This is a genomic window from Rahnella aceris (assembly GCF_011684115.1).
Lineage (GTDB): Bacteria > Pseudomonadota > Gammaproteobacteria > Enterobacterales > Enterobacteriaceae > Rahnella > Rahnella aceris.
Genome location: NZ_JAADJV010000001.1, coordinates 203,437 through 216,364 on the forward strand (window position 1 = coordinate 203,437; position 12,928 = coordinate 216,364).

The window sequence follows — 12,928 nt, forward strand, 5'->3', positions numbered from 1 at the left end:
AAAAAATTCATGAATGAATTATTCAGCGACATCGGCAGATTAAAATTAGGTAATGCACCTCTACCATACAAGTATGTGAAGTGGGTTTTATCGGATGGGATCACAAAAATAAGGGCAGAATTCCTCTGTACTGCAAGATGGATCACAGTACAGAGAATGAACAATGAGAAGGGATAATATCAGCCGAGCAGTTCGCACTGAGGGGGTAAGCGGCACTGGATGGCATCAGGCAACACTTCGATACGGAACTGTTTGCCGGTCAGCGGTTCGCCGTCGAGGTTGAAGGTCATGTCGTGCGGCGCGGTGATTTCGAGCCACGGCAGACTGGCAGAAAGGATGTTTTTATTTTCTTCATTGCTGAGCAGACTGCGCAGGAATGAAGGCAGCAGCTCTTCTGATGTCAGAAGGCGTAGCTGCAACAGGCCGTCGTTGATCAACGCGTCCGGGCAAATTTGTTGCCCGCCACCGGCCTGTCGGCCGTTACCGATGCCGATAACCAGCGCATCGCCTTCCCACTGAAAATCAGGGCCTTTAATTTCGCAGCGGTCAGCTTTGAGCGTATCCAGACGTAAAAGTCCGTGGATGAAATAGGAAACACCACCCAGAGCTGCTTTCAGTTTTTCCGGTGTTTCCGTAGTGATACGCGTCCCAAAGCCGCCGGTCGCCATGTTGATGAAGAAATGCTGGCTGTTGACGCATGCCAGATCAATATCGACGGCCCGGCCTTTTACCGCCAGTTGTAACGCCTGTTCCGGCGTCGGGGGAATACCGCAGGCGGTGGCGAAATCGTTCGCCGTCCCCAGTGGCACAATCCCCAGTACCGGTCTGACACCGTCGATTTGCGCCAGCGCACCTGCCACTTCGTTAATGGTGCCATCACCTCCACCGGCGATCACGGTTTCACAGCCCAGTTCTATGGCTTCAGCGACATAACGCGCCGCATCACCGTGTTCCCAGGTGACCCGTACTTCCAGCTTCACGCCTTCGGCACGCAGCGCGTTCACCGCTTCGCGCAGTTCTTCGATGGCTGCACCTTTTCCATTTAAAATCAGCAGTGCTGTGGTCATGTACGCTCCTTTTATCTATACATAACAACAATAGATGATTATGACCGTATTTGGCTATCGGATAAATCAGTGAAGCATTCTTTCTGGTATTAAATAATTGCAGTTAAAGTCATTCAATAAAAAACTTATTTATCTGCAAATGATTTTTTATTTTGAGGGCGGAAAGAGGTTATTTGTTCACTGAATGGGAGAACAGAGAATTGCCCGAATACCAAAAGAAAAGCCAGCTCAAGGGAGATTGAGCTGGCCAAGGAGGTGGTTCCTGGTATAGTCCGGTGCTTTATTTTGCATTCGAAGTAAATTGCGAATGCATATTAACCAGCCACCCTAAAAATAGATGTGATCGAATTCTTGTTTTCGAAGAATTCCTTATTTTGAATGCGGATTCCGGGTGTCGGTTTCTTCCAGATTACGCAACAAAATAGCGAATTCCAGGCTGACATCTTCCGGCAACGCGACATATACGAAGTGGCCATTACCCGGCGCCACGTCGGTCGGCTGACCTTTTTTGTTGCGCAGCGCTTCCAGTGTGAACTGAACGTTACCCTGCGGCGTCATCATTTCCACACTGTCGCCGACGCTGAACTTATTTTTCACGTCGATTTCTGCCCAACCATCCTTACGGTTACCGGTGAATTCACCGACAAACTGCTGGCGGTCGCTGACGGAGAAACCGTATTCGTAGTTCTGTTGTGCGTCATGCGTATGACGGCGCAGGAAACCTTCGGTGTAACCGCGATGCGCCAGGCCTTCCAGCGTTGAAAGCAGAGTCGGGTCAAAAGGTTTTCCGGCGACTGCATCGTCAATGGCGCGGCGATAAACCTGTGCGGTGCGGGCGCAATAGTAGAAGGATTTGGTACGGCCTTCGATTTTAAGCGAGTGCACACCCATTTTGGTCAGGGTTTCCACGTGCTGTATCGCCCGCAGATCCTTGGAATTCATAATATAAGTGCCGTGTTCGTCTTCAAACGCACTCATATATTCGCCCGGACGCATCGCTTCTTCCAGCATAAAGACTCTATCCGTCGGCTGGCCGATGCCTAATGTCGGTTCGGCGGCTTCAACCTGTTGAACGGGGATTGGCTCGTACTGATGCACGATATTGCCGATGGCGTCTTCTTTGCCTTCCTGAACCTTATATTCCCAACGACAGGCGTTGGTGCAGGTTCCCTGATTGGGATCGCGTTTATTGATGTAACCGGAAAGCAGGCAGCGGCCTGAATACGCCATGCACAGTGCGCCGTGCACGAAGATTTCGATTTCCATGTCCGGCACCTGAGCGCGGATTTCAGCGATCTCTTCCAGCGACAATTCGCGGGATAAAATCACCCGCGTCAGCCCCATTTGTTTCCAGAATTTTACTGTCGCCCAGTTAACGGCGTTGGCCTGCACCGACAGGTGAATATCCATCTGCGGAAACGCTTCCCGCACCATCATGATAAGGCCAGGATCGGACATAATCAGGGCATCCGGCCCCATATCGATGACCGGCTGTAAATCACGGATAAAGGTTTTCAGCTTGGCGTTATGGGGGGCGATATTCACTACCACATAGAATTTTTTACCCAGAGCATGGGCTTCGTTGATGCCGGTCTCCAGATTCTGGTGGTTAAATTCGTTATTACGTACGCGCAGGCTGTAGCGCGGCTGACCGGCATAAACTGCATCGGCACCGTAAGCAAAAGCGTAACGCATGTTTTTCAGGGAGCCGGCAGGGGACAGCAGTTCCGGAACAAAAGAATCGCGGGTAAACATAGTCAATCTCAGTCTGATCACAAGTCAGGGCCGTCCCGGATGCGGGGCGACGAAAGGTCGGAATTGTAACGTCTGAGTTGATCAAAAGCAGCCAGTTCGTGTGGGTATTTGAGGTTTTACGGGGGCAGATCAATTTTTGCATCCTGAGGCTACAACAGGGAATGTGGCAGCCTCAGGACAATCAGGTCAGGCGGTTTGCTGGGTAAGATCACGGATATCGGTACTGGTACCGTTTTTCACGACCGACTGAACGCCTTTCTTCGATGCACTTTCCGTGGAGTACATTTCGCTCACGCCGATCACCTGATGATTTTTTGCTTTCAGCACAAAGTAGAACTGGCCGTCTTTCGAGGGTTTGACTTCGTACTGCGCTTCGTCAGGTGCGTTGGTTTGAACCGATGAAATGCCGTTTTCGGCCGAGGCTTTGCTGGCATACATTTCACTGGTGAGGATAATCTCTCCGTTCCCGGCCTTCAGGTTAAAGTGAAACTGTCCATTCTTCGCTTTTTTCAGATCATAGTGACCATTAGCCATAAAGGTAATCTCCATCAGAGGGGTTATTTTCCAGAGATAAGTGTAGTTAAAGGAAACTTTTTCGCGGAGACAGGAGAAATTTAAGGCATGAAATGTGAACTGGCCGACAGACTTTCAGCAACTTTACAAAACTCAATTGCCGGCCAGAAGCGCGTTAAACCAAATGGCAGGGCTCCGCTTCCCAGCGGTAACCGACGCCGTATACCGCCCGGATAAACGCCTTTTCGCCGTCCAGTGATTCGAGTTTGCGACGCAGATTTTTGATGTGGCTGTCGATGGTGCGATCGGTCACAACGCGGTAATCGTCGTAGAGATTATTGAGCAGCACTTCGCGGGTAAAAACGTAACCCGGTTTGACGGACAGGGTTTTCAGCAGGCGGAATTCCGCTGGCGTCAGCTCCAGTTCGTGCCCCTGGAATGTCGCCTGAAAGCGGGCTTCATCAATATGCAGACCGGTTTCTTTTGCCACGTGCTCATCCGGACGTACACAACGGCGCAGGATCACTTTCACGCGCGCGACCACTTCCCGCGGGCTGTACGGCTTGCAAATGTAATCATCGGCACCGATTTCCAGGCCAAGCAGGCGGTCGATCTCTTCGGTTTTGGCGGTCACCATCATGATCGGGACATCAGAGAACTGGCGGATATCGCGGCAAATCGACAGGCCACTGCTGCCCGGCAGCATCAGATCCAGAAGGATCAGCGCCGGTGGCTGATTTTTAACCAGCGTAATCACGTCGTGCCCGTCCGGTAACCATTGGGTGGCATAGCCGGCGGCTTCCAGGTAGTCGATCAGCAACTGGGCGAGTTTAGGTTCATCTTCCACGATCAGAATTTTCAACGGCGCAGGGCCGGACAGTACAGAGTCGTTCATTCAGTTTCTCAGGCCATGTGGAACAGAAAGGGGCAGGACGATGGTAATGCGCACGCCACCTGCCGGAGAGTGGCTGGCGCTGATTTGCCCGCCGTGGGCTTCGACGATATTCTGGCAAATCGCCAGACCTAACCCCGAGCCGCCGCTGGCGCGGTTACGCGAGCCTTCGGTACGGTAAAATCGTTCAAAAATACGGATCAGTTGTTCATCACTGATGCCCGGCGCGCTGTCCTGGAACATCAGATGCAGCGTTTTTTCGCGAATTTCTCCCAGAATTTCCAGGCCGCCATTTGGGTCAGTATAGCGCAGGCTGTTTTCCAGCAGATTGTTGATAAGTTGCGACAACCGCTGCGGGTCACCAAATACTTCGGCGCTTTCCGGCAGATGGCTGGTGAGCGTTAAGTGTTTGTTGTGGAAACGATCGCGCGAACCGGCCTCTGCCAGTTGCACCAGATGTACCACATCAGTGTCGACTTTACGGTACGCCAGCGCACCGGCATCAGACAGCGAAAGCTGGTGCAGGTCATCGACCAGTTTGGTCAGAATCGATACTTCAGATTGCAGTGATTCCAGTGAACCGACTGTCATTTTTCGCACACCGTCCTGCATGGCCTCCAGCTCACCGCGCAATACCGCCAGCGGAGTGCGTAATTCGTGAGAAATATCCGCCATGAATGCCCGGCGCATTTGCTCGTTTTTCTCCAGCGTCATTGCCAGCTGGTTAAAGTCCTGCGCCAGTTTCCCCAGTTCGTCTTCACTGTCGACCTCCACGCGGGTGCTGAAATTTCCTGCGGCAAGCTGGTGGGTGCCATTCACCAGCCGTTTTACCGGCGCGAGCATTCCGCGGGATAAAACCCAGGTTACGGCGGCGGCCAGCAGTGCAGTAAAGGCGACAATCATCCAACTGGTCCGGCTTTGCTGGCGCTCAAAGTTGATATCGGCATCGCGGGTCAGGCGCTCAGCGGGTGTGGAAATTACCGAACCGATGACGACGCCATCAACGGTCATCACGCGGCGCGGTCCCTGGAGATCGGGGGGAACAGGCTGATCGTAACCACCGATCCGGCGGTCGTGACTGTCGAGGATCCAGAATTTTGTCCGCCAGCCCTGCGGTGGCATTCTCGGGCTGCTGTTTTGTTCAAATGAGCGCATCAGCTGATAGATTAACCGGTCATTTGTTTCCAAAAATTCCCAGTTACCATGCTGCTTGTACTGCTCCTGCAATGTGTCCGCCAGCAGCTCGACACGCTGTTCATTGCTTTGGCGGATGTAGTCAATAAAGCCCCGTTCGAAGCTCATCCGTACGCCCCAGTTCATGGTGATCAACACCAGCGCGCAGGTACAAAAGATGGCCATAAACAGCTTGGCAGTGATACCAGGTTTCATGATTTTCTCATCGGATCGGGGGAGCCGGCCTCAGCACGACGACGGCTAATGATGGCATTTTTCTGCGTGTCAGGCGGCACTTTGGAAAATACCCAGGCGGGCAGGGCAATCACCAGTGCCATTGACATGTAGCAATACAGGAAAGCGGTGTGCAGGGTGCTGCTGTCAGGCGTAATCGCTTGCTGATGTGCAAACAGGCCAATCAGCAACCCGGCGACGCTGACACCGAGGCTCATCGACAATTGCATGATCATCGACAGTAAGCTGTTGCCGCTGCTGGCAAGGCGCGGCGGCAAATCTTTGAGCGTAAGGGTATTCATCGACGAGAAGCGCAGGGAGTTCACCATTCCCTGGAAGAAAAGCACAATCGGGATCATCCACATGGCGCCATAAATCGCCACCAGCGGGAAGATAAGCGTAATCAGTGCCAGCAGCAAGGTGGCGCTGACCAGTGCAGAACGGTAACCCAGCTGATTTACCAGCCGGACCACCACGCGTTTCATCCCCATGCTGCCCAGCACCATCGGGATCATCATCAGCCCGGCGTGGAAGGGCGTAAAGCCCATCCCGAGTTGCAGAAAGACCGGCGTCATAAATGGCAACATACCGCTGCCGATACGTCCCAGCAGGCTGCCGATCAGACCGATCTTAAAGGTCGGTGTATGGAACAGGCGCAGGGAAAACAGTGCCGAGAGATTGCCGCGCGCATGCATCCAGTAAATGCCCAGCGCGCCGCCACCGGCCACCACCAGCAATACGATTTCCAGCGCCGTCAGCCCCATGCTGCGGCTGCCTTCCAGTGCCAGCGTCAGCGTCGCCATACACACGGCCAGCATGACAAACCCGCTGATATCAAAGCGCCGGGTCTGCATTTTATAATTTGGCATGATCATTAATGTGGCGATGCAACCGGCCAGACCGACCGGCAGATTGATCAGAAAAATCCAGTGCCAGCTGGCATATTGCACCAGAAAACCACCCAGCGCCGGACCCAGTAACGGACCGACCTGACCGGGCAGTGTCACCATCGTCATCGCTGCCATGTATTCGCTGCGCGGGACAATTTTCAGCACCGTCAGCCGTCCGACCGGCACCATCATCGCGCCGCCGATCCCCTGAACTATGCGCGACATCACCAGTTCACGCAGGCTTTCCGATTGCGCGCACAGTAGCGAGCCGAGCGTGAACAGCACAATGGCTGAAAAGAATACCCACTTCACACCGACTTTATCCGCCAGCCAGCCGCTCGCCGGTAACATCACCGCAACCGTCAGCACATAAGCGACAATAACCGAATGCATGTGCAGCGGGTTTTCGCCCAGACTGCGGGCCATGGACGGCAGGGCAGTATTGACGATCGTGGTGTCGAGGGCCTGCATAAAGAAGCCAAAGGCGACGATCCACAATTGCCAGCGAACCGAAGGTGGCAGCGGCGTGGAAGGCGATAAGGTGTCAGTATTTTCAGATTTCATGAGTCATCGCATCAGCACAATCATTTTTGTGGCATTTCAGGAGGGAATTCACCTGCAGACCGGCTCACAGTGTAGCCAGAATGTTTCAGCAGAAAATGGAGGAAATAAGGAGAGTCTTTCCCATTTTTTGACAATTCCTCTGACAATAAAGAATAGCTTTCAGCCTGACATTTTATATCAAAATGCTAAGGTTGACCTTTGACCATGAACCGTTCGCACGCAAAGTAAGTCTAATCTGAACTTATAAAGGGAGAGAATGATGAGCAAAAGAGAACTGGGTCGTTCAGGTATTCAGGTGCCGCTGTTAACCTTTGGTGGCAATGTATTTGGCTGGACCGTCGATCAGGCTGCCTCGTTTAACCTGCTGGATGCCTTGCTGGATCATAAACTGAATTTCATCGATACGGCAGATGTGTACTCGAGCTGGGTTGAAGGCAACAAAGGGGGAGAATCCGAAACCATCATCGGCAACTGGCTGAAAAAATCCGGTAAGCGTGACCAGATCATTCTCGCCACCAAAGTCGGTAAGCCGATGGGCGAAGGTAAAGTCGGTTTGTCGCCGCGCTATATTAAAGAAGCGGTAGAAGCCTCTCTGAAACGTCTGCAAACAGATTATATCGATTTGTATCAGTCACATGATGACGATGCGGATACACCGCTGGCCGAAACTATGGCGGCATTTGACGCGTTAATCAAAGAAGGGAAAGTGCGCGCCGTCGGGGCATCTAACTACAGTGCGCCGCGTCTGGCCGAAGCGCTGAAAGTCAGCCAGGAAAACGGGCTGGCACGTTATGAAACGCTGCAACCACAATACAATTTGTATGACCGCAAAGTGTATGAGGAAGCGCTGGAAAAAGTCGTGACAGATAATGGTCTGGGCGTCATCAACTTCTATGGCCTGGCCGCCGGCTTTCTGACCGGGAAATATCGAACCAAAGCCGATGCCGGTAAGAGTAAACGCGGCGAAAACGTGATTGCGCGTTGCCTGAATGAGCGCGGCCTGAAAGTATTGGCCGGACTGGATCAGGTGGCTGAGAAGCATGGCGCACAACCGGGACAGGTTGCACTGGCCTGGCAGATTGCCCGCCCGGGCATTACCTCACCGATCGTCAGTGCGACCTCCCTGCAACAGCTCAATGAACTGGCGCAGGCCGCAACCCTGAAACTCGATGATACCGATACCAGGACCTTAAATGACGCCAGTGCCTGGTAAATCCGGGATCTGAGATATAAAAAAACCGCCTGATTCAGGCGGTTTGCGTTTATCTGCATCTTTAAATCTTAACGGAACAACGTTTGTGCCCAGCGCGCCAGACCGGCGGTGACCGAGCCAAAATCATTCCCTCCGACCAGCGGGATACCCGGTAACTGAGCCTGCAACGCAGCACGTAATAACGGTGAACGCGCACTGCCACCGGTCAGGTAAATTACATCCGGTTTAATTTCGCTGCTGGCAAGTGCCAGACTGACCTGCTCCTGAATACGTTCCAGTGGCTGAGAAATCGCTTCGCTCAGTTGTTGCTGGCTGATCGTTTCTGCCAGACCCGATTCAATGAAGTCCATTGCCGCCGTTACGCTTTCATGTTCAGACAGTGCAATCTTACTTTCTTCCGCTGCACGAACCAGACGGTAGCTCAGACGTTGTTGCTGAATTTTCAGCAGGCGTTTGATCAAATCAGGCTGTGCTGCATCGCGGATCAGATCACGCAACATGCGGCCATTCGCCACACTATAGAAATCCAGTTGCGCCGGAACGTCGTTGGTCGCGACGGCATTCCAGTAAGGCAGGGCCGGAATAGCGATACCTTTCTGGGTTTCACTGCCCATACCAAATTGTGGTGTCAGTTGCTTGAATGCGGTCATGATATCCAGATCATTACCGCCGACGCGGCAACCACTATGGCCGAGCAGGCTGTTCTGACGCTCTGCTTTATCACGCCATTGTGGCCCCATCAGCAGCACCGAGCAGTCGGTGGTACCGCCGCCGATATCGACAACCAAAACCGTTTTCTCTTCGGTCAGTGTGGCTTCGAAATCCAGACCTGCCGCCACCGGTTCAAACTGGAAAGCGATATCGCGGAAACCTGCGCGTTCAGCCGCACGCTGCAAAATCCCCTGCGCCTGGGCATTGGCCTCTTCACCCCCCATACCCTGAAAGTTAATCGGGCGGCCGATAACGGTCTGTTCAATACTTTCCTGCAAGACGGATTCAGCCTGGCGTTTGATGTGGAACATCATCGCGCAAACCAGATCTTCGAACAGAGCGATCTGTTGAGGTTTCAGGCCATTTGCGCCAAGGAACGATTTTGGCGAACGCACAAAGTACACTTCTTCCGGATCTTCCATATAGGTCGAAAGCGCCTGCAAACCGAAGTTTACGCTGTTGGCATTGACCGGAATATCTTCCTCGCGGTTAAAGCTGATACTGCGACGCAGCAGCGCCAGATTTTCATCACTGCCTGCCGGAACCTGTCCGTGACGGTTCAGCCATTCGCTGACCGCTTCACGTGTCGGCGCACAAAGCATGGAGGGTAAGTAAGGATCGTTATTTTCGAGCGCCAGAAGGTGAGCGTTATTGTCACGCATCACCGCAACGGAGCAATTCGCTGTACCGTAGTCAAATCCAATAAACATCATTGTTCCCCATGCCAAAGAAGGGACGGGACTTTACCGGAGAGAGCGAGATTCATCAAGTCAGATGGGCGGTACAATTCTGAGGAAGTCCCTCTCCTGGGACGGAGAGGGAACAAAGGGCGGAGAATTACTTCATTTCTATCACTTCAATAGCCCCTGTGCTTTCGCGACGACATTATCAGCGGTAAAGCCGAACTCTTTAAACAGTTGCTCTGCGGGTGCGGATTCCCCGAAGGTTGTCATGCCGACAATGGCACCGTTAAGGCCTACATACTTGTACCAGTAATCGGCGATACCGGCTTCAACAGCGACGCGTGCGGTCACCGTTTTCGGCAGAACAGACTCACGGTACGCTGCGTCCTGCTGATCGAAAACATCGGTGGACGGCATGGAAACCACGCGAACCCTGGTACCCAACGCGGTCAGTTTCTCTGCGGCTTCCACCGTGATGCCGACTTCAGAGCCGGTGGCAATCAGGATAACGTCCGGTGTGCCGTCAGAATCTTTCAGTACATAACCGCCGCGAGCTACGTTAGCCAGTTGCTCAGCCGTACGGGGCTGCTGAGTCAGGTTCTGGCGCGAGAAGATAAGTGCAGAAGGACCGTCAGTACGTTCGATGGCGTATTTCCAGGCGATAGCTGATTCTACCTGATCGCCCGGACGCCATGTGTTCATGTTTGGCGTCACACGCAGGCTGGCCATTTGTTCTACCGGCTGGTGCGTCGGGCCGTCTTCACCCAGACCGATAGAGTCATGGGTATACACGAACACGTTGCGGATTTTCATCAGTGCCGCCAGACGAACGGCGTTACGGGCATATTCCACGAACATCAGGAATGTCGCCGAATACGGCAGGAAACCGCCGTGCAGGGCGATACCGTTAGTGATGGCGGTCATGCCAAATTCACGGACACCGTAGTGAATGTAGTTACCCGCTTTATCGTCACCGATAGATTTTGAACCAGACCACATCGTCAGGTTACTTGGCGCAAGGTCCGCAGAACCGCCGAGGAATTCAGGCAGGATTTTACCGAAGGATTCCAGGGCGTTTTGCGAGGCTTTACGGCTGGCAATATTGGCCGGTTTCGCCTGCAATTCTTCGATGTATTTCTGCGTTTCGCTTTGCCAGTTAGCAGGCAGTTTGCCGCTCACACGGCGCTCAAATTCTGCGGCCAGTTGCGGATAGGCTTTTGCGTAAGCCGCAAATTTCTCGTTCCAGGCTTTCTCTTTCGCTTTACCGGCTTCTTTGGCATCCCACTGGGCGTAGATATCCTGCGGGATTTCGAAAGGCGGGGAGTTCCAGCCGATATGTTTACGGGTGGCTGCAACTTCATCATCGCCCAGCGCAGCGCCATGCGCGCCGTGGGTGCCGGCTTTGTTCGGTGAGCCGAATGCAATCACGGTTTTGCATAGCAACAGCGACGGTTTGTCGGTCACCTTGCGGGCTTCTTCGATGGCGGCTTTTACGGCGTCAGGATCATGCCCGTCAATACCGCGGATCACATGCCAGTGATAGGCTTCAAAGCGTTTGGCGGTGTCATCGGTGAACCAGCCTTCAACATGGCCGTCGATGGAGATACCGTTGTCATCATAAAACGCAATCAGCTTGCCGAGCTTCATGGTGCCGGCGAGTGAACAGGCTTCGTGTGAGATGCCTTCCATCATGCAGCCGTCGCCTAAAAAGGCGTAGGTGTAGTGGTTCACGATGTCGTGATTTTCACGGTTAAACTGAGCTGCAAGCGTGCGCTCGGCAATCGCGAAACCTACGGCGTTAGCGATACCCTGACCCAGCGGGCCGGTGGTGGTTTCGACGCCCGGTGTATAGCCGAATTCCGGGTGCCCAGGCGTTTTCGAATGCAACTGGCGGAAGTTTTCCAGCTCTTTCATTGGCAGATCGTAACCCGTCAGGTGCAGCAGGCTGTATTGCAGCATTGATCCGTGTCCGTTAGACATCAGGAAGCGGTCGCGATCGGCCCATTTCGGGTTGGTCGGGTTGTGATTCATGTAATCACGCCACAGCACTTCAGCGATATCCGCCATTCCCATTGGTGCGCCGGGATGGCCTGAGTTCGCTTTTTGAACGGCATCCATGCTCAGGGCACGGATCGCATTCGCAAGTTCTTTACGAGAGGGCATATTCACTCCATCTGTTTTTTTCAAAGCTAAAGTTCAGCGCTTAAATTGAGTTAAAACTAAAGTTGTGCTGACAGCATATCTTCGAGTTTTTTCTGATCGACGGCGAACTGGCGGATACCTTCGGCCAGTTTATCTACCGCCATCGCATCCTGATGATGTTCCCAGAGGAATTCAGCCTGAGTCAGCGGTGCAGGCTTTTTACCCGCCTGAGAGGACGGCTGCAGTTTGCGTTCAACCGGCGCGTCACTGGCTTTTAGCTCTTCCAGCAGGTTGGGAGAAAGGGTCAGGCGGTCACAGCCTGCCAGTGCCAGAATTTGTTCCACTTTGCGGAAACTGGCACCCATGATGACGGTCTCGTAACCGTGGGATTTGTAGTATTCGTAGATATCCCGGACAGATTTCACGCCCGGATCTTTTTCAACGTCGTAAGTGGCATTGGGCTCTTTGGCTTTGTACCAGTCGTAGATACGGCCAACGAAGGGAGAAATCAGGTAGACACCGGCTTCGGCGCAGGCGCGTGCCTGAGCAAAGGAGAACAGCAGGGTCAGGTTACAGTTGATGCCTTCTTTTTCCAGTTCTTTGGCGGCCTGAATGCCTTCCCACGTAGACGCCAGTTTGATCAGAATGCGCGATTTATCAATGCCATGATCCTGATATAAACCAATCAGTTTGCGGGCTTTTTCGATACACAAATCCCGGTTAAATGACAGGCGGGCATCCACTTCTGTCGAGACGCGCCCCGGTACACTTTTCAGAATTTCGGCCCCGATATTGACGGCCAGTTTATCTGTGGCATTGATCACCTGAGCTTCTTTGCTGCCGCCTTGCTTGCGGGCATAGTCCAGCGCGTCTTTAACCAGGTTTTGGTATTGTGGCAGGTCGGCTGCTTTGAGGATCAGCGAAGGATTGGTCGTCGCATCCTGAGGCTCGAAATGACGGATAGATTCAATGTCACCGCTGTCGGCAACGACGGTGGTGATTTTTTTTAGTGCGTCTAACTGGTTCATCTCTTAGCTCCTTGGCGAGAAAAAACGATACAGCAATAAGGTCGAACGACTCTCTTTCGTAGG

The 12,928-nt window shown here is 53.1% G+C and carries 10 protein-coding genes; 1 reads left to right on the top strand and 9 read right to left on the bottom strand.

Annotation, left to right across the window (positions count from 1 at the left end; all coding sequences use genetic code 11):
* Positions 1-179 precede the first annotated feature (179 nt).
* The 6 genes from yegS to mdtD all read right to left on the bottom strand — a co-directional run bounded on the left by yegS (position 180) and on the right by mdtD (position 7,088).
* On the bottom strand, positions 180-1,067 hold the full coding sequence (gene yegS, locus GW591_RS01000) for a lipid kinase YegS (RefSeq protein ID WP_013574404.1): 888 nt from the start codon (positions 1,065-1,067) through the stop codon (positions 180-182).
* Between the two features lie 369 nt (positions 1,068-1,436).
* On the bottom strand, positions 1,437-2,822 hold the full coding sequence (gene trhP / locus GW591_RS01005) for a prephenate-dependent tRNA uridine(34) hydroxylase TrhP (RefSeq protein WP_013574405.1): 1,386 nt from the start codon (positions 2,820-2,822) through the stop codon (positions 1,437-1,439).
* A gap of 186 nt (positions 2,823-3,008) precedes the next feature.
* Positions 3,009-3,356 carry a YegP family protein gene (locus GW591_RS01010; protein ID WP_013574406.1) on the bottom strand — a complete coding sequence of 116 codons (348 nt, stop codon included), beginning with the start codon at positions 3,354-3,356 and terminating at the stop codon, positions 3,009-3,011.
* Positions 3,357-3,510: 154 nt separating this feature from the next.
* The gene (baeR, locus tag GW591_RS01015) at positions 3,511-4,230 is read right to left on the bottom strand and encodes an envelope stress response regulator BaeR (protein ID WP_037036367.1); all 720 of its coding nucleotides are present in this window, start codon (positions 4,228-4,230) and stop codon (positions 3,511-3,513) included.
* Complete coding sequence (baeS, locus tag GW591_RS01020; RefSeq protein WP_112151270.1) at positions 4,231-5,616, bottom strand: envelope stress sensor histidine kinase BaeS; 1,386 nt, start codon at positions 5,614-5,616, stop codon at positions 4,231-4,233.
* Positions 5,613-7,088: a multidrug transporter subunit MdtD gene (mdtD, locus tag GW591_RS01025; protein ID WP_013574409.1), complete on the bottom strand. Its 1,476-nt coding sequence runs from the start codon at positions 7,086-7,088 to the stop codon at positions 5,613-5,615. Before mdtD ends, baeS begins: the two co-directional genes overlap by 4 nt.
* Positions 7,089-7,347: 259 nt before the next feature.
* Here mdtD and GW591_RS01030 point away from each other — a divergent pair, with 259 nt between their 5' ends.
* Positions 7,348-8,301: an aldo/keto reductase gene (locus GW591_RS01030; protein WP_112198396.1), complete on the top strand. Its 954-nt coding sequence runs from the start codon at positions 7,348-7,350 to the stop codon at positions 8,299-8,301.
* Between the two features lie 68 nt (positions 8,302-8,369).
* Here the strand turns inward: GW591_RS01030 and yegD are convergent, their stop codons facing one another.
* The 3 genes from yegD to tal all read right to left on the bottom strand — a co-directional run bounded on the left by yegD (position 8,370) and on the right by tal (position 12,865).
* On the bottom strand, positions 8,370-9,722 hold the full coding sequence (gene yegD / locus GW591_RS01035; protein ID WP_013574411.1) for a molecular chaperone: 1,353 nt from the start codon (positions 9,720-9,722) through the stop codon (positions 8,370-8,372).
* Positions 9,723-9,863: 141 nt separating this feature from the next.
* On the bottom strand, positions 9,864-11,858 hold the full coding sequence (gene tkt / locus GW591_RS01040) for a transketolase (RefSeq protein ID WP_112198397.1): 1,995 nt from the start codon (positions 11,856-11,858) through the stop codon (positions 9,864-9,866).
* A 56-nt stretch (positions 11,859-11,914) separates the two neighbouring features.
* Complete coding sequence (tal, locus tag GW591_RS01045; protein WP_112198398.1) at positions 11,915-12,865, bottom strand: transaldolase; 951 nt, start codon at positions 12,863-12,865, stop codon at positions 11,915-11,917.
* Between the last annotated feature and the right edge of the window lie 63 nt (positions 12,866-12,928).